At 59.4% G+C, this 23,131-nt stretch carries 20 protein-coding genes; 6 read left to right on the top strand and 14 right to left on the bottom strand.

The genetic code is table 11. From position 1 onward, the window contains the following. The first annotated feature begins 232 nt into the window (after nucleotides 1–232). The 4 genes from AO242_RS12765 to AO242_RS12780 all read left to right on the top strand — a co-directional run bounded on the left by AO242_RS12765 (nucleotide 233) and on the right by AO242_RS12780 (nucleotide 4,755). Entirely contained in the window at nucleotides 233–1,231 is a 999-nt protein-coding gene (locus tag AO242_RS12765; protein ID WP_027901154.1) for a response regulator, read from the top strand. Between the two features lie 3 nt (nucleotides 1,232–1,234). Next, nucleotides 1,235–2,188: a GGDEF domain-containing protein gene (locus tag AO242_RS12770; protein ID WP_099268999.1), complete on the top strand. Its 954-nt coding sequence runs from the start codon at nucleotides 1,235–1,237 to the stop codon at nucleotides 2,186–2,188. A gap of 52 nt (nucleotides 2,189–2,240) precedes the next feature. After that, a complete protein-coding gene (gene aroA / locus AO242_RS12775; protein WP_099269000.1) occupies nucleotides 2,241–3,503 on the top strand; it encodes a 3-phosphoshikimate 1-carboxyvinyltransferase in 1,263 nt (420 codons plus the stop codon). A 325-nt stretch (nucleotides 3,504–3,828) separates the two neighbouring features. Further along, a complete protein-coding gene (locus AO242_RS12780; RefSeq protein WP_099269001.1) occupies nucleotides 3,829–4,755 on the top strand; it encodes a 2-hydroxyacid dehydrogenase in 927 nt (308 codons plus the stop codon). Between the two features lie 114 nt (nucleotides 4,756–4,869). On the opposite strand, the gene argE is transcribed toward AO242_RS12780, so the two are convergent. From argE to AO242_RS12840, 12 genes are all read right to left on the bottom strand, one after another. Continuing rightward, a complete protein-coding gene (gene argE, locus AO242_RS12785) occupies nucleotides 4,870–6,027 on the bottom strand; it encodes an acetylornithine deacetylase (RefSeq protein ID WP_099269002.1) in 1,158 nt (385 codons plus the stop codon). Further along, complete coding sequence (locus AO242_RS12790; protein WP_099269003.1) at nucleotides 6,024–7,178, bottom strand: NAD(P)/FAD-dependent oxidoreductase; 1,155 nt, start codon at nucleotides 7,176–7,178, stop codon at nucleotides 6,024–6,026. The genes argE and AO242_RS12790 overlap by 4 nt, the downstream gene beginning before the upstream one ends. Further along, complete coding sequence (locus tag AO242_RS12795; RefSeq protein WP_099269004.1) at nucleotides 7,175–8,551, bottom strand: FAD/NAD(P)-dependent oxidoreductase; 1,377 nt, start codon at nucleotides 8,549–8,551, stop codon at nucleotides 7,175–7,177. Before AO242_RS12795 ends, AO242_RS12790 begins: the two co-directional genes overlap by 4 nt. Beyond that, on the bottom strand, nucleotides 8,533–8,841 hold the full coding sequence (locus tag AO242_RS12800; protein ID WP_099269005.1) for a (2Fe-2S)-binding protein: 309 nt from the start codon (nucleotides 8,839–8,841) through the stop codon (nucleotides 8,533–8,535). The genes AO242_RS12795 and AO242_RS12800 overlap by 19 nt, the downstream gene beginning before the upstream one ends. Continuing rightward, nucleotides 8,838–10,682, bottom strand: coding sequence for an ABC transporter ATP-binding protein (locus AO242_RS12805; RefSeq protein WP_099269006.1), 1,845 nt, complete (start codon nucleotides 10,680–10,682; stop codon nucleotides 8,838–8,840). Before AO242_RS12805 ends, AO242_RS12800 begins: the two co-directional genes overlap by 4 nt. A 1-nt stretch (nucleotide 10,683) precedes the next feature. Then, entirely contained in the window at nucleotides 10,684–11,559 is an 876-nt protein-coding gene (locus AO242_RS12810; protein ID WP_027901145.1) for an ABC transporter permease, read from the bottom strand. Continuing rightward, nucleotides 11,556–12,512, bottom strand: coding sequence for an ABC transporter permease (locus AO242_RS12815; RefSeq protein ID WP_099269007.1), 957 nt, complete (start codon nucleotides 12,510–12,512; stop codon nucleotides 11,556–11,558). The genes AO242_RS12810 and AO242_RS12815 overlap by 4 nt, the downstream gene beginning before the upstream one ends. 34 nt (nucleotides 12,513–12,546) lie before the next feature. Continuing rightward, on the bottom strand, nucleotides 12,547–14,184 hold the full coding sequence (locus tag AO242_RS12820) for an ABC transporter substrate-binding protein (RefSeq protein ID WP_099269008.1): 1,638 nt from the start codon (nucleotides 14,182–14,184) through the stop codon (nucleotides 12,547–12,549). Nucleotides 14,185–14,278: 94 nt separating this feature from the next. Further along, nucleotides 14,279–15,553, bottom strand: coding sequence for an NAD(P)/FAD-dependent oxidoreductase (locus AO242_RS12825; RefSeq protein ID WP_099269009.1), 1,275 nt, complete (start codon nucleotides 15,551–15,553; stop codon nucleotides 14,279–14,281). A gap of 49 nt (nucleotides 15,554–15,602) precedes the next feature. Continuing rightward, entirely contained in the window at nucleotides 15,603–16,271 is a 669-nt protein-coding gene (locus AO242_RS12830) for a haloacid dehalogenase type II (protein ID WP_027901141.1), read from the bottom strand. Nucleotides 16,272–16,753: 482 nt separating this feature from the next. Continuing rightward, a complete protein-coding gene (locus AO242_RS12835) occupies nucleotides 16,754–17,212 on the bottom strand; it encodes an REP-associated tyrosine transposase (RefSeq protein WP_099269010.1) in 459 nt (152 codons plus the stop codon). Between the two features lie 274 nt (nucleotides 17,213–17,486). Beyond that, on the bottom strand, nucleotides 17,487–18,959 hold the full coding sequence (locus AO242_RS12840) for an aldehyde dehydrogenase family protein (RefSeq protein ID WP_099269011.1): 1,473 nt from the start codon (nucleotides 18,957–18,959) through the stop codon (nucleotides 17,487–17,489). Nucleotides 18,960–19,166: 207 nt separating this feature from the next. Between AO242_RS12840 and AO242_RS12845 the strand changes: the two genes are divergently transcribed. Continuing rightward, a complete protein-coding gene (locus tag AO242_RS12845) occupies nucleotides 19,167–20,030 on the top strand; it encodes a GNAT family N-acetyltransferase (protein ID WP_099269012.1) in 864 nt (287 codons plus the stop codon). Between the two features lie 15 nt (nucleotides 20,031–20,045). Further along, the gene (locus tag AO242_RS12850; protein WP_099269013.1) at nucleotides 20,046–20,759 is read left to right on the top strand and encodes a cupin domain-containing protein; all 714 of its coding nucleotides are present in this window, start codon (nucleotides 20,046–20,048) and stop codon (nucleotides 20,757–20,759) included. 428 nt (nucleotides 20,760–21,187) lie between these two features. Here AO242_RS12850 and AO242_RS12855 read toward each other — a convergent pair whose 3' ends face one another. Continuing rightward, a complete protein-coding gene (locus AO242_RS12855) occupies nucleotides 21,188–22,057 on the bottom strand; it encodes an aldose 1-epimerase (protein ID WP_099269014.1) in 870 nt (289 codons plus the stop codon). A 31-nt stretch (nucleotides 22,058–22,088) separates the two neighbouring features. Then, complete coding sequence (locus tag AO242_RS12860) at nucleotides 22,089–23,003, bottom strand: EamA family transporter (protein ID WP_099269015.1); 915 nt, start codon at nucleotides 23,001–23,003, stop codon at nucleotides 22,089–22,091. Nucleotides 23,004–23,131: the final 128 nt, after the last annotated feature.

A 23,131-nucleotide genomic window follows, 5' to 3' on the forward strand; every position in this document is an offset into this window, starting at 1 on the left:
GGCCGGTTAATTGCAGATTTATCTGCCACTGCCGATGTATGAATACATGACCACAGGTAATGCAGTGTCTGTGATGTTGCGTGAGCGAATGAGCGTATCTATTCGACGCCGATTAAATGATCCAACTGATTGTTTAATAAGGAATGTGTTCAATACGGTTCCATTTCCTCGCGAGTGAAATCAAACCCGCTGATACTTGCGCCAGAACTCTTTTGCAGTGAGAAACAATGCAATGCCGATGATTCCCTTGGTGATTTGCGACGACTCGAACATGGCCCGCAAGCAGTTGCTCAGGGCTTTACCTGCCGAGTGGGGCGTGTCGGTCACGCAGGCGACCAATGGGCTCGAAGGCCTTGAAGCGGTGCGCCGTGGACTGGGCCAGGTCATGCTGCTGGATTTGACCATGCCGGTCATGGATGGCTATCAGACGCTGGCGGCGATTCGCGCAGAAAATCTTGAGGCGAAGATCATCGTCGTCTCCGGCGACGTTCAGGACGAGGCTGTGCGCCGCGTCATGGAGTTGGGCGCGCTGGCATTTATCAAAAAGCCGGCTGATCCCGATGAACTGAAAAACACCCTGACCCGATTGGGCTTGCTGGGTGAGCCTGCGCCAGTCCCTACCATCGCGCCCGCCATGACAGGCGCAATCATCAGCTTTCAGGATGCATTCCGCGAAACCATCAACGTCGCCATGGGCCGGGCAGCAGCCTTGCTGGCCAAGGTATTGGGCGTGTTCGTGCAGTTGCCGGTTCCCACCGTCAACATGTTCGAAGTGGGTGAGCTGCACATGGCGTTGGCCGATGCACACACCAGTGAGCGGCTGACTGCCATCTGTCAGGGGTATATCGGCGGTGGCATCGCGGGCGAGGCGTTGTTGATTTTTCATGATTCGGACATCGCCGACATGGGCTCGCTGATGCATCGCGACTCGGCGGATTACACCGACGAGGAAATGCTCCTCGATCTGTCCACGATCCTCATCGGTGCCTGCCTGAGCGGCATCGCCGAGCAGATCGACGTGGAGTTCTCCCAGGGGCACCCGCAGATGTTGGGTTCTCAGGGCGGGATTGACGACCTGATCCGGATCAACCAGACACGCTGGCAGAAAACCCTGGCCGTAGAGATCAGCTACAGCGTTGAAGGGCATAGCATCAACTTCGATTTGCTCATGCTGTTCACCGAAGATTCGGTAGACCGTCTGACTAAAAAACTTGCGTACTTGATGAGCTGACCCATGAGTAATCAGATCGATATCAAAGAGCTTCATTGGTTACTGACGGTCACCCAGAACATCGACGTGGGGATCGTAGTGCTCGACCGGGACTACCGGGTCCAGGTCTGGAATACGTTCATGGAAAACCGCTCCGGCGTGGTGCCGTATGACGCGGCCGGACAGTCGATCTTCAAGTTGTTCCCTGAGCTCAACCCGATGTGGTTCAGCAAAAAGGTCGACAACGTGATTACTCTGGGTACGCCTGCGTTCACCATCTGGGAGCAGCGGCCATATCTGGTGCGGTTCAAGAATTACCAGCCAATCACTGGCCGGGAAGACTTCATGTACCAGAACACCACGATGTTCCCGCTGCGCTCGACCACCAGTGAGATTACCCATATCTGTCTGGTGATCTATGACGTGACCGACGTTGCCAGTAACCGGCATCTGTTGCAGACGGCCAACAGTGAACTGCAGAAACTTTCCAGCACCGACCGTCTTACCGGCCTCTATAACCGGGGTCACTGGGAAGAGCTGCTCAAGCTTGAATACGCCCGCCACAGCCGATACGGCGCGGTGTCCTCCCTGGTGATGTGTGATATCGACCATCTCAAGCGGATCAACGATACGTATGGTCATCAGGCGGGCGATAAAGTGATTCAGCGTGTCGCTGAGGTCCTGCGCAGCCATATCCGCAATGCAGACATCGCCGGGCGTTATGGTGGCGAAGAGTTTGCTGTCCTGATGCCGGATACCAACAAGGCCGGTGCTGCAGTGTTCTGTGAGCGGCTGCGTCTGGCGGTCGAGGCTGAGACCGTGCATTACGAAGGGCACGCGATCAAGTGCACGATCAGCCTGGGCGCTGCTGACCTCTCCAGGCCGACGACTGATTACAGCACTGTCATTGCGTGGGCCGAACAGGCACTTCATCAAGCGAAGAAAAACGGTCGCAATCAGGCTTCGGTGGACGAATAAGGCGCCGATTGCTGGTAGCATCGGTGTTTTTCCGGCGACGATCACGGACATCATGCGACCACAATCCACTCTCACCGTAACCCCTGTCGACCAGCCATTGATCGGGCGTGTGAGCCCGCCGGGCTCGAAATCCATCACTAATCGCGCGCTGTTGCTGGCTGGCCTGGCCAAAGGCACCAGCCGTTTGAGCGGTGCGCTGAAGAGTGACGACACGCGCGTGATGTCAGAAGCCTTGCGCCTCATGGGCGTGCAGGTTGATGAGCCGGACGACAGCACCTTTGTGGTCACCAGCAACGGCCAGTGGCATGCACCCGGGCAAGCACTGTTTCTGGGTAATGCGGGCACCGCAACGCGTTTTCTGACGGCGGCGCTGGCCAACTTTGATGGTGAGTTTGTCGTTGATGGCGACGAATACATGCGTAAGCGTCCTATCGGCCCACTGGTCGATGCCTTGCAGCGCATGGGCGTCGATGTCAGTTCACCGACTGGTTGCCCACCGGTGGCGATCAAAGGGCAGGGCGGTCTGGCGGCCGGGCGTATCGAAATCGACGGTAACCTTTCCAGCCAATACGTCTCGGCACTGTTGATGGCGGGTGCCTGTGGCAAGGGGCCAATTGAAGTGGCGCTGACCGGCAGTGATATCGGCGCGCGCGGTTACGTAGACCTGACACTGGCCGCGATGAAAGCCTTTGGCGCTGAAGTCGAGTCGCTCAGCGACACCGCCTGGAAAGTCCTGGATACCGGTTACAAGGCGACGGATTTTCATATCGAGCCGGATGCATCGGCAGCCACCTACTTGTGGGCGGCGCAGGCCATCACCGGCGGCAATATCGACCTGGGTGTTGCGACCGAAGACTTCACTCAGCCTGATGCCTTGGCCAGCCAGTTGATCGAGCGTTTCCCGAACATGCCGTCCGTTATCGATGGTTCGCAAATGCAGGACGCGATTCCGACACTGGCCGTGCTTGCCGCTTTCAACAATCAGCCGGTCCGCTTCGTGGGCATCGCGAATCTGCGGGTCAAGGAATGTGACCGCATCTCCGCGCTGTCCCACGGCTTGTGTGCCATTGCGCCGGGGCTGGCGGTGGAAGAGGGTGACGACCTGATCGTCCACGCCGATCCTCAGTTGGCAGGTCGCACCGTGGATGCGTTGATCGATACCCACGCTGATCACCGCATCGCCATGTGTTTCGCCCTCGCCGGACTGAAAATCGCCGGTATCCGGATTCAGGACCCTGACTGCGTCGGCAAGACCTACCCCGGTTATTGGGATGCGTTGCAATCGTTGGGGGTCAAGGTTCAGCGGGTCGATTGAGACTCTCTGGTTTGGAATGCTGTTGAGCGCACTGGCGAGGATTTCTTGTAGGACTGGCTTTAGCCGGGAGGGGGCAAGCGAACTTGCTAAATCTCTTTTGCCCAACATAATGCCCTCCCGGCTAAAGCCGGTCCTACGGATCTTCGTTTGCTGCACGACAGTGTTGTGTTAGCACACGCATCTATCTCCTAGAGTTCATCTGCGCTTGAATCTGTCGCGCCACCTCTTATAAACAGCACGCAACGCCGTTACCGCGGTGCTTTCAGCCAATGCTGCTTTGCATCTCAGGCATCATGAATGACACCTTCATGTTCAGGACTCATTCATGGCGTTGCTCTATAAAGCTGATCCCGCAAGGGGCGAGCAGTGGAAGGCTCTGTTTGCCGAACATGCCCCCGATATCGAGTGGCGTGCCTGGCCTGATATTGGCGATCCGCAGGACATCACTTACCTTGCTGCCTGGCTCGCCCCTGATGACGTGCAAACTCTGTTGCCGAACTTGCAGGTGGTGTTTGCCTTGTCGGCGGGTGTCGATCAACTGGATCTGAGCCGCCTTCCCGATACATTGCCAGTAGTGCGCTTGCTGGATCCGGGGATTGGTCGGGGCATGTGTGAATACGCGTGCTTCGCGGTATTGAGCCTGCACCGGGACATGTTGCGTTATCGGCAGCAACAGATTGAAAGCCATTGGCAGGCGCATCGGCTGGTGCCAGCCAGCAAACGTCGAGTTGGTGTCATGGGCCTGGGATTACAGGCGCAACAGATTCTCGCCAGCTTGCAGAATTTCGGCTTCGAGTTATCGGGGTGGGCGCGCAGTGAGCATCAGATTGAAGGTATCGCGTGTTATGCGGGCAGCGCACAGTTGTCCGCATTTCTGGGGCAGTGCGACATTCTGGTATGCGTACTGCCGTTGACCGAGCAGACCACGGGCATTCTCAATCGCGAGTTATTCGAGCAGATGCCTGAAGGCGCTGCGCTGGTGAACATGGGGCGCGGTGGGCATTTGATTGAGCAGGATCTGCTGCAGGTGCTGGACAGCGGGCAGCTCAGCGCGGCAGTGCTGGATGTATTGCAACAGGAGCCTGCTGATCCTGCGCATCCATTCTGGAATCACCCGCAGATACTGCTTACGCCGCATATTGCTGCGATGACCCAGCCTGACAGTGCGTTCCCCGGCCTGCTGGAAAACATTCGCCGCTTCGAGCGTGGCGAGCCGATGCTGGGCCAGGTAGATCGCGGGCAGGGGTATTGAGGAGTCCGACCGAACCCGTAGGAACGGCTTTAGCCGGGAGGGCGTCTTTTGCAACTACGCATAACTGGAGGTGACGCTGCTCGCGGCTAAAGCCGCTCCTACGAATGCCTTGTCTCAGCGCACCAGCGACCCCAACAAGCCGTCTAAAAATTTCTCCCCGGCAATCATTTGACTGACCTCGATAAACTCGTCCGGCTTGTGCGCTTGCTCGATGGAACCAGGGCCGCAGACCACAACCGGAACATTCAGACGCTGAGCGAACAACCCGCCTTCGGTACCGTAGGACACCTTGACACGTGAGGTTTCCGCCGGGGCAAACGCTTGCAGCAAACGCACGGCTTCAACGCTGGGATGGGTGTCCAGACCGGGATACTCGTTCAGGGTTTCGATCTCGATGGCGGCCACTGACGAGACCTTGCGTGCTTCGTGAACGATGGCTTCAGCCTGCTCGCGTAACTGGTCGATAAACAGCTCTGGATCATCCGCATTGAGATTGCGCAGTTCGAAATCCAGCGTGCAAAGATTCGGCACGATGTTCAGCGCCTTGCCGCCGTCGATCCGTCCGACATGCACTGTGCTGTACGGAATGTCGTAGTCGGCGTCCTGTGCGCCATGTTGCTGCAGTTGCGTTTGACTGAGACGCAGCGAGGCAATGAAATCGCTGGCCAGATGAATGGCGTTGACGGCCAGCGGTGCGAGAGAGGAGTGCGCTTCCTGGCCGCGACAGAAGGTCCGGAAAGAGCTTTTACCTTTGTGACCCAGCGCAAACTGCATGTTGGTCGGTTCACCGACGATGCACAGAAACGGCCGTTGCGGCGCCAGATGCAACACGTCCAGCAAGCGTCGTACACCCACGCAGCCGATTTCTTCGTCATGGGACAACGCCAGTTGCAGTGGGCGGGTCAGGTTAAGGTCGGCGGCATCGAGCATGCAATCAATAGCGAGAGCGATGAAACCCTTCATGTCGCAACTGCCGCGCCCGTAAATCCGACCGTCGCGCTCGGTGGCCTGAAACGGTGGCAAGGTCCAGGCCTGGCCCGCGACCGGCACCACATCGGTATGGCCTGAAAGCAGAATGCCCGGCTGGTCTTTGGGCCCGGTACTGGCAAACAGGTTGGCCTTTTGGCCGGTTTCATCCTTGACGATCAACGCGTCGATGCCTTTGGTCGCCAGCAGATCCCGCACGTATTCAATGAGCGTCATGTTCGACTGAGATGACACGGTATCGAATGCCAGCAGGCGGTTGAATATCTCCCTTACACGCGGCTTCATGAGGCTTTGCTCTGTTGATTGCTGGCGCTGGCAAAGCGGCGGATATCGAAAGGCGCAATCGAGGTGCTGGTGCTGCCGGTACTGAGCAATTCGGCCATCACATCGCCGACACCAGGGCCGAGCTGAAAGCCGTGGCCGCAGAAGCCGAACGCGTAAAACAGGCCATCGATATTGCCGCTACGGCCCATGACTGGCAGCGAATCCGGAAGATAGCCTTCGATGCCGCTCCATACCCGGATGATGTTCAGGTTGGCGACGCCGGGCAATAAACGCCGCATCTGCTGCAATTGATTGATGGTGCTGCGTGGTTCGACCACGGCCCGTTTGTTGACCATGTCCGGCTTGCTGCGAAAGCCGCCGCCAATGATGATGTTGCCACGAGGGATCTGGCGGAAATAAATCACCTCCTCGGCGATTTTGGTGTAGACGCCAATGACCGTTGGCAGGGCGTAGGGCACGGGTTCGGTGACTGCCATCTGCGGGCCAAACGTTTCCAGTGGCACCGGCTCGCCGAACTGTGTGGACAGCTTTTGTCCCCAGGCGCCCGCGGTAATCAGCAACTGATCGGCGCTGAACACGCGACCGTCGCGGGTCGTGACTTCAAACTGGCTGCCGACTTTCTGCACCTCGGTGACTTCAGTGCGTTCTTCAATGCGCGCCCCGGCGCGGATCGCTGCGCGGGCAAAGGCGGGGGCCGCCAGCCGTGGATTGGCGTGACCATCGTGAGGCGCGTAAGAGCCGCCTTTGACCACCGGCCCAAGGAATGGAAAACGCTGATGCAGTTCGCGGCCACTGTAAATACGCAGGTCCAGCTCGCGGGCTTCGGGTGCTGCGGCATAGGCTTCCAGCTCGGCGATTTCATCCTCGCGATAGCAGACGCGCATGTGGCCGCTCGGCAGAAACTCCAGATCCTCGCCAATCAGCTCTGGCAGGCGGCCCCACAAGGCGCGGGAGCGGTTGGCCAGTTCCAGTTGGCCCAGGAAACGACCCTGGCGCCGCACGTTGCCGAAGTTAACGCCGCTGGCGTACTGGCCGATCATGTCGCGCTCTAGCAGAGTCACCGACTGGCCGCGCTGGCGCAGGAAAAACGCTGTGGCCGAGCCCATGAAGCCGCCGCCGACAATCAGTACATCGGATTTTTGCTGTTTCATGACACGACCTCATCAGTAAGCATCGACAACGGCTTGATCGGTGCCTGTCCACGCTGACGGCCGACCAGCTCCACGGCGACGCCCGCTTCGGCAGCGATCACTTCTGCCCCGGCCTGCGAACAATAACGCCCCTGGCAACGGCCCATTCCCACCCGGCTGAAGGCTTTGGCACGGTTGACTTCACAGGCACCTTTTTCCCGGACTACGCCACGTAGTTCGCCTGCGCTGATCATTTCGCAGCGGCAGACAATCGCTTCGTCAGGCAGCGCCCTGGCTTGTGCCGATGGCCACGGAAAGGCCTCGGCGAGCCCGACCCGGAAGCGATCCATTATGGCCAACTGTCTCGTTTGCGTTTGCATCACGGCGACATCTACCGGCAATTTCAGGTCTTGCAGAACGGCCAGTGCCGCCAGACGACCAGCTTGCTCAGCGGCGTCCGCACCACGAATTTTCGCCCCGTCACCTGCGGCATAAACACCGCTGACCGAGGTGCGGCCTGCTTCATCGACATCCAGCAGCCACTGGCTGGAGACCTCGTCGAAGCGCAGGCGGCACCCGGCCAGATCGGCCAGCTGGGTTTCCGGTCGCAGGTGGTAGCCCAGCGCCACGGCGTCGCAATCCAGCTGTTGCGGGTTGCCTTTGCCGTCTTTGAAGCGCACACCACTGACACCGGTTTGAGCGTCGCCCAGGACCTGCAAAGGCTCGACACCCAAATGCACCGGCACCTTGGCGCTGCGCAGGCGCGCGAGCAACTTCATCCCTTCGAGCAGCACGCCGGGGCGCGCGAGCAGTTTGGGTGTGGCCATGATCCGCTTGCTCAGCGGCGAGGTGTCCAGCACCGCAGCGACTTCGGCACCGGCCTTCACGTATTGGCTGGCGACCAGATATAACAAAGGACCGCTGCCCATGAACACGACTTTGTGGCCGATGGAAACGGATTGCGCCTTGAGTGCAATCTGCGCGCCGCCGAGGCTGTAAGTCCCGGCCAGTTGCCAGCCGTTGATGGGCATCAGCCGGTCAGTGGCACCGGTGCAGAGAATCAGCGCGTCGTAGTTGAGAACTGAATGCTGGCCCTGATGGACGCAGCACAGTTGACCCTGGCTGAGGTTCCAGACCAGCGTGTCGGGACGGTAGTCGATGTGTTCGCGCAGGCGGTCAAAGCTCTGGTGCAGATCCCGCGCCTTGTCGGCTTCGGAACCGTACAGCGCCGCGTAATCTCGTTTGAAGCCTTCAGGCTGACGACGATAGATTTGCCCACCATCGCGGCGATTTTCATCGATGAGGATCGGTTTGATCCCGGCGGCGAGCAGCGTCTGTGCGCAACGCGTACCGGCTGGTCCGGCCCCTACAATGACTACCCGTGGAGTGGCCATGTCGCCTCCGGTTGTGTGGTGACAATATCCAGACCCTCGCGGGCCTCGCTGGAGCAGGCACGCAAACGCTCCCCAGAGCGAGTCCAGACCCAACAGTCCTGACACGCGCCCATCAGACAGAACCCTGCGCGACGTCCCGGATCGAACTCCGACTGGCGCAGCGATACGCCTTGGGTCAGCAGCGCCACCATCAAGGTGTCGCCTTGCAACGCTTCAATCGGCGCGCCATCTACCAAGAGATTCACGGTGGTTCGGTCGCGCTCGCCCAGCCTTACAAAACGCCCGTTCATGCGTAGGCCCCCACGATCATGTTTTCCAGTTCTTGTTGATTTTGCCGCAGCTCGCCGCTGTCCAGATGGCAGAGCACCTGACTGCCACCAGTGATCTCGCGGCGACCCGGCGCGGTGCGGTTGCACAGGCCTTCGACGCGTTGCGGGCAGCGGTTCAAAAAGGTACACAGTTCCCGTGTGTTGGTCGGCGCGCTGATGGTTGGCAGCGTACCGCAAGTGGCGGTGCCGCAGGTTTCCAGCCAACCCTGACGCAATTCGGGAACCGAATGCACAAGCAGGTCGGTGTAGGGATGAAACGGTGTCTGGCTGAAGGATTCGCGGCTGCCTTCTTCGACCTTGTGACCGCTGTACATCACCACGATGTCGTCGCACAAGGCCCGGACGGTGGAGATGTCATGGCTGATGAACAGGTAGGAGACACCCAGTTCCCGGCGCAAGTCGCCCAGCAATTCGAGAATCGCTGCGCCGACCACAGTGTCCAGTGCTGACGTCACTTCATCGCAGAGGATCAGGTCTGGTTTGGCGGCCAGTGCGCGAGCCAGATTGACGCGCTGCTTTTGGCCACCAGACAGTTCGCCGGGGCGTCGTTCAGCCATGTCCCGGGGCAGGCGCACCAGATCGAGCAATTCATCGATACGCTCGCGCAAGGCAGCCCCTTTGAGATTGAAGTACATCTTCAATGGGCGGCCGAGAATAGTGCTGATGCTGTGCATTGGATTCAGCGCGGTGTCGGCATTCTGGAAGACCATTTGAATGCGCCGGAACTGATCGTCCGTACGACCGGCCAGATCGCCTGACAGCGGCTCGCCATCAAATCTCAAGCTGCCCCGCGCAGGATCGAGTAACCCGGCTACGACCCGGGCGAGGGTGGACTTGCCGGAGCCTGACTCGCCAATCACGCCAATCGCCTGGCCCCGATTGATGGTCAGATCAATGTCTTCCAGCACGCGAATCATCGGCCTTCCCTGCAGGTCTTTATTGCCATAACCGGCAGACATCCCCGTGATGGTCAGCAACGGCCTGTCTTGTGCAACCTCACTGGCCGGGCGCAATGTTGCATCCGGTCTGGCGGCGGCCAGCAGGCTGCGAGTGTAAGGATGCTCCGGGCCTTTGAGCAGCGCCGCGGTGTTGCTTTGCTCGACGATCTGGCCACCCTTGAGTACCACAATCTGATCGGCCATTTGCGCCACTACGGCCAGGTCGTGAGAGACGTAGACCGCCGTCGCCCCGCGCTCACGCACCACACGCTTGAAAGCGCGCAACACATCGATCTGAGTGGTGACGTCCAGTGCGGTCGTGGGTTCGTCAAGGATCACCAGCAACGGATCGCTGATCAGTGCCATGGCCGCCATGACCCGCTGCAACTGGCCGCCGGAGACCTGGTGCGGGAAGCGCTGACCAATCTGTTCCGGATTGGGTAGCGAGAGGTCGCGAAACAGTTCGATGGCTTTGGCTTCCAGCGCTGCGCGCTTGCCCAGCCCGTGAATCAACGCGCCTTCGATCACTTGGTCTATCAGTCTTTTTGCCGGGTTGAAGGCCGCTGCTGCGCTTTGTGCAATGTACGAAACCCGATTGCCGCGCAGCCCTTGCAGGATGCTTTCGGGCAAGTCGAGCATGTTGTGCTCCGCGATCTGCACCGTACCGCTGGCCAGACGACAGCCGCGTCGGGCGTAACCCAGCAAGGCCAGGGCAATCGTGGTTTTGCCAGAGCCGGACTCACCGATCAGCGCCAGCACTTCACCTTTTTCCAGGGCGAAGCTCACGCCTTTGACGATCTCAATGTCGCCCCTGTCTGCGCTGGCGACGACTCGCAGGTCCTGGACCTTGATCAATTGGCTCATATCAATGCCCCCCGGAACGTCGGCTGCGCCGTGACGAGAGCCTGTCGATGAACAGATTCACTCCGATCGTCAGGGTGCCGATGGCCAGCGCCGGAATCACGATGGCGGGTGCGCCTTGATTCAAACCGCCGATATTTTCCCGAACCAGCGAACCCAGGTCGGCGTCGGGCGGTTGCACGCCAAGGCCGAGAAAGCTCATGCCGCTGAGCAGCAGCACGATGAAGCCAAAGCGCAGGCCCAGATCGGTCAGGACCGGATTGAGCATGTTGGGCAGGATTTCCACACAGGCGATGTACAAGCGGCGCTCGCCGCGGGTGCGCGCGACTTGCACGTACTCCAGCGCTTCGATGTTGACTGCCAGACTACGGGCGATCCGGAATGCGCCGGGAGCAAAGCTCAGCACTGCGGTAGTGATCAGCAGCGTGACCGATGAGCCAAACGCGGAGACCATGATCAGCGCCAGCATCTTGCTGGGGATCGAGATAAAAGCGTCCATCAGGCGGCTGATCACTTCATCCAGCCATTTCGGTACGACCACGGCAAGCAGCGCCAGGCTGGTGCCCAGACCGCTCGCCAGCACAGCGGAAATCAGCGCCAGACCGACAGTGAAGCGCGATCCGGCCAGCACCCGGCTGAGCATGTCGCGGCCCAGATAATCGGTGCCGAAGGGGTACATGCCGCTCATGCTGTCGAAGACGTTGTTGGACACCACTTCACCGACCGGGTGAGGGGCGAGCCATGGCCCGAACAGCGCCACCAATAACCAGAAGATGCACACGAATGCACCCGCCAGACCCAGCCATGATGTGCTGTGCGCGACCTTGCCCAATGACAGGTCAGCACCGGGTGGCGTCGATTTTACAATGAGGTTATTCATTGGGTTCTCAGCCTCGGGTTGGAGAGAATGGCGCACAGGTCGGCAATCAGCACCAGGCCCAGATACGCTGAGCAGAACAACATGGTGCAGGCTTGAACCAGGGCCATGTCCCGGTTGGTCACGGCGTCGACCATCAAGCTGGCGACACCCGGGTAGTTGAAGATGGTCTCGACGATCACCACGCCGCCCAGCAGGTACGACAGGCTCAATGCGATGGCGTTGGCAATCGGACCGATGGCATTGGGTAACGCGTGGCGCAACACGATGCGTACAGGGCTGACGCCTTTCAGGCGGGCCATTTCCACGTAGGGGCTGTCCAGTTGATCAATGACGGCCGCCCGGGTCATGCGCGCCATTTGCGCAACAATCACGCAGCACAGGGTCATCACCGGCAGTGCATAAGTGCGGATGAATTCCAGAGGGGAGTGGGTATCGCTGGCATAGGACAACGCCGACAACCATCCCAGATTAACCGCGAAAATCAGCACCGCGAGGGTCGCCACCAGAAACTCCGGTACCGCGACCAGCGCCAGCGTGATGAAACTCAATGCGCTGTCCAGTCGGCCGCCACGGCCCATGGCCGAACCGATGCCCAGCACCAATGCCACCGGGACTGAAACCAGCGCGGTGGCCCCGGCCAGCATCAAAGTGTTGGGGAAGCGGCTGCCAACCAGTTCGGCAACCGGCATGGCGTTGGACGCCGACTCGCCAAAATTGCCACTGAGCAGGTTCATCAACCAGCTCAGATAGCGCACCACACCCGGTTGATCCAGGCCCATTTTTATCCGCAATGCCGCGACCTGTTCAGGCGTCGCGAATTGCCCGAGGGCAGCTTGAGCCGCGTCGCCGGGCAGCACCGCCGTAATGGCGAAGACCACCATGGAAACGATCAGCAGGGTCAGGATCGCAGCGCCGAAGCGCTTGCCGATCAACCAGAGTGTGTTGCTATTCATGGCATTGCTCCGGCAAAGGGGAAACTACCCGCAATCAAGCATCCAGCCAGATCTGCTCGCTGAACATGTAGCCCATGAAGCCGCCGAGCGGGTTGCTGCCATAGCCTTTGATACGCTTGTCGACGCCGTCGATGTTGCTGATGAAGACGGGGATGCCGATTCCGCAGTGGTCATGAACCAGCGTCTGCATGTCGCCATACATCTTGGCGCGCTTGGCTTCGTCGGTTTCACCGCGTGCCAGCATCAGCAACTGGTCGAACTGCTCGTTCTTCCAGGCCGATTCGTTCCAGGGCGCAGTTGACTGGAAGAACTGAGAGAAAATCACGTCGGCGTTCGGCCGTGGGTTGATGTTGCCGAAACTCAGCGGGTGCTTCATCCAGTGGTTGGACCAGTAGCCGTCACTGGGCAGACGGTTGACGTTGAGCGTCAGGCCGGCTTCTTTGGCGGACTGTTGCAGCAGCACTGCAATGTCCACTGAACCGGTAGCCGCAGGCGATGCCGCCACGGCCATGGTGATTTTTTCCATACCGGCCTTTTTCAGGTGGAAGCGGGCTTTTTCCGGGTCGTACACACGCTGCGGCAAATCAGCGTTGAAGTAGCGCGACCCTGGAGAAATCGGCGTGTCATTACCGACGCGGGCGTAGCCCCGGAACACCGCCGATTTGACCTGTTCGCGATCCAGCAGGTACTTCATGGCCAGGGTGAAGTCCGGGTTCTGCCCCGGCATCTGGTCCTGACGGATGATCAAGTCTGTGTAGTTGCCCGAGGGGGCATCGAACACGCTGTGCTTGGCGCTGGCGGTAATGCGCGCGGTGGAGCGCGGGTTGACCTCGTTGATCAGGTGCACATCGCCGGACAGCAGCGCGTTGACCCGTGAAGGCTCGTCGCCAATCGCGATGAATTCGATTTCGTCCAGATATGGCAGGCCCGGCTTCCAGTAGTTCGGGTTGCGCACGCTGATCGAGCGCACGCCCGGTTTGAACTCCTTGACCTTGAACGGTCCGGTGCCGATGCCCTGATTGAAGTCGGTGGTGCCTTCCGGAACGATCAACAAGTGCGATACCGCCAGAATCGACGGCAGCTCGGCGTTGGCGGCGCTGAGGCGGATTTGTACTTCGTTCGGACCGCTGGCTTTGACTTCACTGACCTGAGCCATCAACGGCATGACCTTTGAACCGGTCAGCGGGTCTTTATGGCGGTTCAGCGAGAAGACCACGTCGGCAGGTGTCAGCGGTTTGCCGTTGTGAAACGTAACGTCCTTGCGCAGTGTCACGGTCCACAGGGTGGCGTCGTCGCTTTCGATGCGCTCGGCCAGCTCCATCTGCGGCACCAGATGGGAGTCGAAGCGGGTCAGGCCGTTATAGAACATGAAGTGCCGAACATAGTCGGTGGACAGTGCGCCTTTGGCGGGGTCGAGGGTGTCGGCGGTAGAACTGGACATGCCTGCTACACGAATACGCCCACCGGGTTTGCCTTTGCCAGGCGCTGCCGCTTCGTCGGCGAAGACTTTGCCCGCGGTACCGAACAGACTCGTCGCACCGCTGGCGACGACGCCAGCAACGCCCAGCATACGTAATGCATCACGACGTGAAAGACCGCGATTGAGCCCTTCGAATACGCGCAGGCTGTCCTGGCCTGAGATCAATGGGGAATCGTCTTTGTTGTCAGCCATATCAGTTCTACCTGTCGATTAAGGGAATGCATGAGTTGCTCACGGTTGACCGGAGCGTCCTTGAAACGCACACAACGACGGTTAAGCAAAAAATCTAATGCCGGGCATCCTGAAATCGATACCACGCGCCCACCAGCGGCAGGAACCACGGGGTGCCGAAATGTCCTGGAACGGCTGGCCAGTCAAGCTCACGCCACGGGTTGGCTTGCGGATTGCCATCCATGACGTCGGCCATGACCTGGCCCATGTGGACGGACATCTGTACGCCGTGGCCGCTGTAGCCCATGGAGTAAAAAACGCCCTCATGTTCACCCGCACGCGGCAAGCGGTCGGAGGTCATGTCCACCAGACCGCCCCAGCAGTAATCCACTTTGGCGCTGGCCAGTTGCGGGAACATTTGCACCATGGCGGCACGCAATACCTTGCCGCTCTTGGCGTCAGAGGTTGCATTGGACATGGCAAAACGCGCCCGGCCACCAAACAGCAAACGGTTATCCGGCGTCAGGCGGAAGTAATTGCCGATCATGCGGCTGGTGACGTAGGCGCGCTGTTGTGGGAGTAGTTGATTGATCAAAGCTTGAGGCAGCACCTCGGTCACAATCACAAAGCTGCCCACCGGCACGATGCGCCGTCGATACCAGCCTGGACCGCCATGCTGGCAAGCACCGGTTGCCAGCATGATCTGTTTGGCCTGAATAGAGCCCTTGGCCGTGTTGAGCAGATAGCCTGAAGCGTTGGCTTTCCAGCTTTTTACTGCGGCGTTCTGGAAAACCTGTGCGCCGTGACGCACGGCAGCATCGGCCAGCCCGACACCAAAGCGCCCGACATGCATCTGCACGCCGTTGCGCTGTAACAAGCCGCCGTGGAATTCAGCCGAGTCCACTTCGGCGCGGGTTTCTTGCGCGGACAGAAGCTCGACGTCCGCGTCCACTTCCCGACGGATCAGCTCGCAGGTGCGGGCCATGCCGTCGAAGTGCATCGGTTTGGCGGCCAGTTTCAGCTTGCCGTTACGGGTCATGTCACACGCAATCTGCTCCTGCTCGACCACCGCGACGACACTCTTTACAGCGCTTTCGTAAGCCAGGTAATACGCGCGGGCCTGGTCGGCGCCCAGACTGGCGGTCAGCGCTGAATAATCCTGAGCCACGCCGGTATTGCACTGGCCACCGTTACGCCCGGACGCTTCGCCGATCACCCGGTCAGCTTCCAGGACTGCCACGCTTGCGCCTTTCATCGCCAGGGCGCGGGCCGCCGAAAGACCGGTAAAGCCGCCCCCGACAATGGCGACATCCACCTGGCCCTCTACCGCGCCGGTCTGCGCCCCGGCGAATGCCGGTGCGGTATCAAGCCAGTAGGATTCACTTCGCATGGTGCTGGTCCTTACCTGTGGCGTTGCCGGAAACCGTGGGCGATGCGGATTACAGGCCGACCAGCGCAGGCAAGCCGCCGATGTCCTTGAGGGTGTGATAGCCGTAGGACTCGTTGGCAGGCACGTCATGGCCTCGGGCAACGAATGCGCGGTTCTTGATCTTCATGTCATGCGCCGGGAACAGGTCGTAACGGAAGCTGGACGAAACGTGCAGCACGTCCTGCGGGCCGCAGCCGAGGTTGTCGAGCATGAACTCGAACGCACGAAGGCGAGGCTTGTAGGCCTGAGCCTGTTCAGCGGTGAAGACCTTGTGGAACGGCGCGCCGAGCATGTTCACGTTGGACATGATCTGGCTGTCGCTGGCGTTGGAGAAAATCACCAGAGGGATCTTGTCGGCAATTTTTGCCAGACCTGCCGGAACGTCGGCGTGAGGACCCCAGGTTGGAACCGCGTCGTAGTAAAGCTGGCCTTCCTGGCGGTATTCGATACCCCAACGTTTACAGGTACGCTCCAGCGCAGTCTTGATGATTTCGTCGTAAGGCACCCAGTCGCCCATGACTTGATCCAGGCGATAGGCGGAGAAATCCTTGACGAACTCTTCCATGCGTTCAGCGGGGACACGGTCCGCGAAGATTTCGCGGGTCATGGCGCCCATGTGGAAGTTGGTCAACGTACCGTAGCAATCGAACGTAATGAATTTGGGGCGAAGAAAGCTCATTGAGTGCGGTCCTGAAGTTCGTTAAGTCTGGGCGAGGCATCTCTGTGCTTCGGATTCAAAGCGCGTGATGCAACGCTGCACCACACCTTCATTACAACACCGTGAAATCAGCAGATGACGTTAAAAGCGTCGGCTGCTTGATAGAAAACGCCGTTTTAGGGGTTGCCCTCAGCACACTTTGCGGAGCGCTCCAGCCTTGGGCGAGCCTCGTGTTTATGTGCCTTTATGAGCACTTATGGTGCTGAAGCCGAACAGATGCTGTGCCAGCGCAGCACAAACTGCGTCAAGCCAATAAAAAACGGGAGCAGCCAGAAAGCTGCTCCCGTTGTTTTGTAGACCGCCCTTGCTCGCGAGGCGGTGTGTCAGGAGAAAAGCCTCGCGAACAAGTTCGCTCCTACCATTGCAGCGCGGTGTTCCAGGTTTGCCGCTTTCCAGGTAGGAGGCAACTTGTTGGCGAGAGGGGATGAGGCGGTGGTTCGAATCTACAACCAGACCGCATCCCAAAGCGGATAATCTCCTACACGCTTCACCAAGCCTGCCCGCACGGGATTGGCGACGATGTAGCGTGCGTGTTTGCGTAGATTTTCCTCACGGCGAAGCGCGTGATCGTAAAAGCCCTGATGCCAGATCTGGCCTTCACTCCCGCTGACTTTATTGAGGGCGATAGCGCTTCGGGCTTTGACCTGTTTCAACAAAAGGCTCAGAGATGTCTTCTTGAGTTGAAACAGCCAGTGGAGATGATCGGGCATCACAACCCAGGCTAAAGATTCAGCCAGGCCTTGCTGTTCGGCCCGGCGAAGCTCCTGAACGACGAGCCTTCCTAGTCTCCAGTCGGCGAAGAAAGGGCGGCGTTGATGTGTGGTAACAGTGACGATATAGAACCGGCCAATTTCGGAGTAGCGACCTTTACGAAGTCGGTGTGCATTTGCGCTAAGAGCCAATCCGTGGCGCTCCTTGGAAATAGTAGAAACGCGAATTTAGCGGTCGATTGGCTAAATCGCTCGCCTATTACGTACCGGAGTATTTCGACCTGCCGCTGCAGCGCGGTGTGTCAGGGGAAAAGTCTCGCGAACAAGTTCGCTCCTACCATTGCGACGCGGTGTTTCAGGCTTGCCGCTTTCCAGGTAGGAGGCAACTTGTTGGCGAGGCGGTATGTCAGGAGAAGCGTCTCGCGAACAAGTTCGCTCCTACCGTTGCAGCGCGGTGTTTCTGCCGCTATTGAGCGATATCGATCAACACGCTTTTAAAGCGTAGATTGGCTTCAAACGCTTCACGTCCCAGGTCCTTGCCAATGCCGGAGCGTTTATAGCCCCCGGTTGGCAGGATGTAATCGTTGCTGCGCCCGTAGCGGTTGACCCAGACGGTGCCGACTTCCAGCTTGCGAATCAGTCGCAGTGCGCGATTCAGGTCAGCCGTGTGCACGCCCGCACACAAGCCATAGGTGTCGTGTTCGGCCAGTTGCAGCGCCTGTTCTTCGGTGTCGAATGCCTGAATGGTCAGCACTGGGCCGAAAATCTCTTCGCAGACTGCCGGGCTTTGGCTGTCCACTGCGGTCAGCAATGTCGGTTGGTAATAAGCGCCGCCCATGCCTTCGAACAGTCCGCCACCGGCCAGCACTTCGGCTCCGGCCTGGCGCGCACGCTGGACGATGTTGTCGATGCGGCTGCCCTGCAAATGGGAGATGATCGGCGGCAGCGTGGCGTCTGGTGACCAGGTCGGGCCGGGGCGCAAAGAAGCGAAGTAGCCCTGAAGATGCTCAATGAACGGCGCCATGATCGAGCGTTCTATCAACAGTCGTGAACCCGAAACACACACCTGTCCGGCATTGCCGGTAATGGCTAGCGCAACGGTGCGTGCGGTTTTGGCCAGATCAGGCACGTCAGCAAACACCAGTTGCGGGCTTTTACCGCCCAGCTCCAGTGTCACGGGTTTGGGACCGACCAGTGCGCAAGTGGACATGATGCTGGAGCCTGTGGCCGTCGAACCGGTGAAGGTTACTTTCGAGATGCGCGGATGACGACACAGCGCGTCGCCTGTGGTGCGTCCGTCACCCTGAACCACGTTGAACATCCCGGCAGGGAGCCCGGCCTGCACGGCCAACTCGGCAAAGCGCAGGCTGGAAAATGGCGTCAGTTCCGAAGGTTTGAGTACTACGGCGTTACCCGCTGCCAGCGCCGGGGCGACTTTCCAGTGGCCCATACTCAGCGGGAAGTTCCACGGTGCAATGGCGGCAATCACGCCGTAAGGCTCGGCGATCTGCATGCCCAGTCGGTCGCTTTGAGTCGCCGCCACTTCGCCGCCATGCTTGTCTGCCAGCTCTGCGAAAAAACGAATCCCTTCGGCGACATAAGGAATGTCCCAGGCGAGCACGTCTTTGTGGGGACGCGTCGAACCGACTGCTTCCAGCGGTCCCAGGATCGCGCCATCGGCTTCAATCAAGTCGGCCCAACGACGCATGACCCGGGCTCTCTCGCGAGGCGGGCGGCTGGCCCAGTCACTGTGCTTGAACGCCTGCCAGGCATTACTGACGGCTTCGTCCACCATGTCCGCGTCAGCAATCGGCAGCCCGGCGTAGACCTGCCCGTCGGAGGGGCGTGAGACGTCCATGCCTGACTGGGCATCGCGATAATGACCGCCGATGAAGTGCGCGCTGCGAACAGAAATTTGACGAGGATCGAAGCTATCCATGAAGGACTCCAGCCGATAAAAAGCGAGACGTCCATCCTAGGAAAAAAGCCCAAGCATTTGCTGCCGACCTTAGTGTCGATTTAAGCAGTAACTGTGGTAAACGGCAGCGCGCTTTGTGCAATCTGCCGAATCGTTCCGGAGCTCTTGCCATGAGCGGTAAGCAGATGGGATACAGGCATTAGTGCCCCTTTGACCGGAGAGCTTTTCATGGCTGACTCGCAACGTTCTTCATGTTCCTATCGCCCTATGACTGCGGCCGATGTGGATGCTGCACACCAACTTTCAGTGCAGTTGAAATGGCCGCATCGTCGTGAGGACTGGGCGATGCTGCAACGCGTTAGCGAGGGTTTCGTTGCGGAAGACAAGGGGAGGGTGATCGGCAGTGCATTCACTTGCCATCAGGGGGATTTCTCAACCATTGGTCTGGTGATCGTCAGCGACGAATATCAGGGCAAGGGGATTGGTCGGCAACTGATGAACCTGGCGATTGAGGCCGCCACACCTCGTATTCCTGTTCTCAACGCGACCCTGGCCGGAGCCCCGCTGTACGCCAGTTTGGGATTTGTTGATTTCGGCAGCGTCGAACAACGTCAGGGTCAGGCTCCAGCCGAAGCACCGTCAGCGCCCGCGCTCGCGTTCAGCGAAAGCTGCCGCTCAGTGGGCCAGGCGGATTACAAGCGCCTGTTCGAGTTGGCCAACGCGGGCAGCGGGCTTGATCGCACTGCGGTCCTAAAGGACCTGCTGCCGAGCGTAGAACACTCGGCAGCTATCGAGCGCAATGGGCAATTACAGGCGTTTGCTCTGTTGCGCCCTTTTGGTCGCGGCCTGTGCATCGGTCCGGTGATCGCTCAAAACGTAGAGCAGGCCAGGTACCTGATCAGTCAGTTGCTGTCGCGAGTGCCGTATTCCTTTGTGCGTATCGATATTCCTACGAATAGCGGCTTGGCAGACTGGCTGGACGCTGCAGGTCTTAAAGCTGTCGACAGCGTCACACAAATGGCTAAAGGCAAGGCTCCGCAGGCCACTGCTGGCGTCGCACAGTTTGCCCTCGTCACCCAGGCCGTTGGCTAATCCGGAGAGTGTTTAATGTCACAGCTAAAAGCTTTGTTGTTGGTCCGCGCTGACGGCAGTCAAACCGATGCACCGTTGAAGCGCGGTGCTTTGAGCGCTGGCGATCCGTTTGCCGACGTGCGTGATATCGCTTATGTCGCTGATGATGGCGTAAGTGCCGGATTGGTCAGCGCCAGTGGCGTACGTAGCAGTCAATCGTATCCATTCACGGAAATGTTGGTTGTCCACCGCGGGTGTGTCAGCCTGCACGTTAACGGTGAAACCCTCGAAGTCGGCCCCGGCGAAAGCGTTGTAGTGGAGCAGGGAGTCGCCTGTCAGTTTGATGCGGCAGATGGCAGCCTTTGGGCTTTTTGCGCACTAAGTGGCTCCGCACCGTCCACGCAGCCAGCGCTGACCTGGATCGACAAGCGCGTTGCGCTTGCACCGTCGGCAGCCCCCGAGGCCAGCATCCTGAGTGGCCCGACTCCGCAGTGCCGCTCACACAACGCCTATGAAGCCTCGAACAGCTCCCTGCGCATCGGCGTCTGGGACTCGACACCTTATGCCCGTGGCGGCCGACCGCACAAAGTGCATGAGTTGATGCACCTGGTCGAAGGGCAGGTGACGCTCACTGGCGCAGACGGCGAGGCGCTGATCGTGAACACCGGCGACACCGTGTTTGTCCCGCTAGGCGCTAGCTGCGCTTGGGAAAGCACGGTGTATGTGCGCAAGTACTACGTGGTGGTTTGATTGGCCGTATCGTTTGGAATACGTTTCCCTGTTGGAGCGAGGCTTGCCCGCGAAGAACGATAACGCGTTATAGCCATGAAACCGCGTCGCCTATATCGCGGGCAAGCCCGGCTCCCACAGGAATTTTGCGATCCGCCTGAGACGGTTGTCTGCGGGAGGATCTATGTTGGCCTGCAAGGGTTGATCCCGGTGGGAGCGAATTCATTCGCGAATGCGTCATGTCAGGCGACAGAAGTATTGAATCTGCCAGCCTTTTCCCGAATAAATTCGGTCCCACAGGTTTTGCATAAGCTTGAGAGGCTACCCACCTGTGGGAGCTGAGCTTGCTCGCGATGAACGATAACGCGGTATGGCTTTGAAACCGAGTCGCCAGCATCGCGGGCAAGCCCGGCTCCCACAGGGATTTGCGATTCGCCTGAATGAAATTGTTACAGTGCGCGGTAACTCAGGCTGAAACCCAGCTCAGCCGACTCTCCCTGTCGCAACAGCCGCAACCCTGGATGCCCCGGCAAATGGTGGGCATTCACCGGGTGGCTGACCGGCTCGAAGCAGAAAAAATCCAGCCCGGGCGGGCAGAACACCAGAAAGAACTCACTGCCCGTCGCCCGGCATTCAAGCTCATAACCCAGGTCCGGCTGGCTGATCAGGGCGCTGCCATCCCATTCGGTAAAGCCGTTGTCCAGTCGGGTGTGCGGCAGGCTGTTCAACGCATTGAAGTCCCACTCGGCTGGCAGATTCTCAAGTTGCGTGGGCAGACCTGCTTCATCGGTCAGCCAGACCTGTGACGCCGTGGCCCGTAACCGGGTGTTGGCGGTGCGTGGCAGATAAGGATGCAAGCCCAGCCCGTGCCAGGCGGCCCGCGAGTCCAGGTGGGTCACCTGCAGCGTGATGCTCAGCGTGCCGTCCAGCAGGCTGAAGCGCAGTTGCGCGCGATAAGCAAAAGGGATGCTGCTGTTCAGTTGCAGGCAGGCATGTTGCGCACTTTGCTCAATCACTTCCCATGGCTGCTGCCAGGCGCTGCCATGAATCGGCAACGCATCGTTGGCGCTGTTGGGCTCAAGCGCGAACCAGCCATCGGGGCTGTCAAATCCTCCGTTGCTGATCCGGTTGGACCACGGTGCCAGCGGATAGCAGGCCAGCTTCCGTGCAGTCCCGGCACCGAGGGCTTCGTCATTGCTGGGGCGCAGCAGCGGTTGGCCGCTGGCGATCACATTCCAGTTAACGATGCTGCCGCCGGTTTGCGGGGCGAGCGTCAGTCGGGTGATGCCATCTTCAAGCGTCAGGATTGCCGGGAGCATGATGATTCGCCGTATGAGTACAGATGAGGGCTCAAGCCGTTTTACGCCGCCAGGTCAGCAGCACAATGCCGGCGACCACGATCAGGCCGCCAATGATCTGTCCGCCGCTGAGCAATTGATCAAGAATCAACCAGCCAAACAGCAGACTCGCCACCGGTTCGATGTTCATCACTGGCGCGTTGCGGGCCATGTCCAGACGGTTTACGCAAATGAACAGCAGGGAAAACCCCACGCCATAAAGCGTGACCAGACAGGCCAGTGCGGTCCAGCCGGTGGCGGTGGACGGCAATGAAACACCTCCAGGCAGCACGCCGCTGAAACCCGCCAATGCAGCGGCGCTGAACACGATCAACATGGTCAGCATGCTGCGCACGGTGCCGCGCAGGGATGAAAGTTTATGGTCGGTTATCCACAGCGCACAGGCGAAAACACCCGCCGCTCCAAAACCGAAGGCAATGCCTTCGAGCCATTGTGCCTCGGTGCTGTGCTGGCTGGACAAGCGTTCCGGCACGTCCAGCGCAAAGACCAGACCAATCAGAATAAAACCCATCAGCAACGCGGCACGAGCGGTCGGCCTTGCGCCGCCTAACGCCCATGTGAGCAAGACCAACAGGATGGGAGCCACGTTGGCGATCAGCAACGCCAGCGCGACTGGAATGCGAGCAACAGCCGAGTAGATGCAGAAACTTTGTGTCGCAATCAGCACGCCCAGCAGGAGTTGCCAGCGCCACGTTCTGGCGGTCAGGTTCGGGCGTTCCCGTTGCCACAGCACCAGGCCAGTAAGGACCAGCAAGGTCACGCCCGATCGACACAAAATCGCCAGCAGCAGGCCGGTGTCATGGTCAAAGGCGATACGCGCGGCGATGTGATTGCCTGCAAAAGCACAGGCGAGAAGGGCGAGGAGCAATACAGCGATGTGGCGGGGAAACAAAGCAGGAGCAGACATGAGCAACCAGCCTCCTTGGCTGGAAAACAGGGGCTGGCGGAGATGATCTGTAGGAGTGAGCTTGCTCGCGATGGCGTCAGATCATTCAAAAATTTTTGAATGACATATCAAATCGCGAGCAAGCTCAC

The sequence above is a fragment of the Pseudomonas sp. ICMP 561 genome (assembly GCF_002699985.1).
Taxonomy (GTDB): Bacteria; Pseudomonadota; Gammaproteobacteria; order Pseudomonadales; family Pseudomonadaceae; genus Aquipseudomonas; species Aquipseudomonas quasicaspiana.

What these genes read in the sequence shown, in the direction of transcription:
- argE (WP_099269002.1), bottom strand. Translation starts at nt 6,027, where the DNA reads ATGAAGCCGCGTGTAAGGGAGATATTCAACCGCCTGCTGGCATTCGAT.
- AO242_RS12795 (WP_099269004.1), bottom strand. Translation starts at nt 8,551, where the DNA reads ATGGCCACTCCACGGGTAGTCATTGTAGGGGCCGGACCAGCCGGTACG.
- AO242_RS12820 (WP_099269008.1), bottom strand. Translation starts at nt 14,184, where the DNA reads ATGGCTGACAACAAAGACGATTCCCCATTGATCTCAGGCCAGGACAGC.
- AO242_RS12830 (WP_027901141.1), bottom strand. Translation starts at nt 16,271, where the DNA reads ATGAGCTTTCTTCGCCCCAAATTCATTACGTTCGATTGCTACGGTACG.
- AO242_RS12805 (WP_099269006.1), bottom strand. Translation starts at nt 10,682, where the DNA reads ATGAGCCAATTGATCAAGGTCCAGGACCTGCGAGTCGTCGCCAGCGCA.
- aroA (WP_099269000.1), top strand. Translation starts at nt 2,241, where the DNA reads ATGCGACCACAATCCACTCTCACCGTAACCCCTGTCGACCAGCCATTG.
- AO242_RS12815 (WP_099269007.1), bottom strand. Translation starts at nt 12,512, where the DNA reads ATGAATAGCAACACACTCTGGTTGATCGGCAAGCGCTTCGGCGCTGCG.
- AO242_RS12825 (WP_099269009.1), bottom strand. Translation starts at nt 15,553, where the DNA reads ATGCGAAGTGAATCCTACTGGCTTGATACCGCACCGGCATTCGCCGGG.
- AO242_RS12770 (WP_099268999.1), top strand. Translation starts at nt 1,235, where the DNA reads ATGAGTAATCAGATCGATATCAAAGAGCTTCATTGGTTACTGACGGTC.
- AO242_RS12845 (WP_099269012.1), top strand. Translation starts at nt 19,167, where the DNA reads ATGGCTGACTCGCAACGTTCTTCATGTTCCTATCGCCCTATGACTGCG.
- AO242_RS12860 (WP_099269015.1), bottom strand. Translation starts at nt 23,003, where the DNA reads ATGTCTGCTCCTGCTTTGTTTCCCCGCCACATCGCTGTATTGCTCCTC.
- AO242_RS12800 (WP_099269005.1), bottom strand. Translation starts at nt 8,841, where the DNA reads ATGAACGGGCGTTTTGTAAGGCTGGGCGAGCGCGACCGAACCACCGTG.
- AO242_RS12810 (WP_027901145.1), bottom strand. Translation starts at nt 11,559, where the DNA reads ATGAATAACCTCATTGTAAAATCGACGCCACCCGGTGCTGACCTGTCA.
- AO242_RS12780 (WP_099269001.1), top strand. Translation starts at nt 3,829, where the DNA reads ATGGCGTTGCTCTATAAAGCTGATCCCGCAAGGGGCGAGCAGTGGAAG.
- AO242_RS12855 (WP_099269014.1), bottom strand. Translation starts at nt 22,057, where the DNA reads ATGCTCCCGGCAATCCTGACGCTTGAAGATGGCATCACCCGACTGACG.
- AO242_RS12850 (WP_099269013.1), top strand. Translation starts at nt 20,046, where the DNA reads ATGTCACAGCTAAAAGCTTTGTTGTTGGTCCGCGCTGACGGCAGTCAA.
- AO242_RS12790 (WP_099269003.1), bottom strand. Translation starts at nt 7,178, where the DNA reads ATGAAACAGCAAAAATCCGATGTACTGATTGTCGGCGGCGGCTTCATG.
- AO242_RS12765 (WP_027901154.1), top strand. Translation starts at nt 233, where the DNA reads ATGCCGATGATTCCCTTGGTGATTTGCGACGACTCGAACATGGCCCGC.
- AO242_RS12840 (WP_099269011.1), bottom strand. Translation starts at nt 18,959, where the DNA reads ATGGATAGCTTCGATCCTCGTCAAATTTCTGTTCGCAGCGCGCACTTC.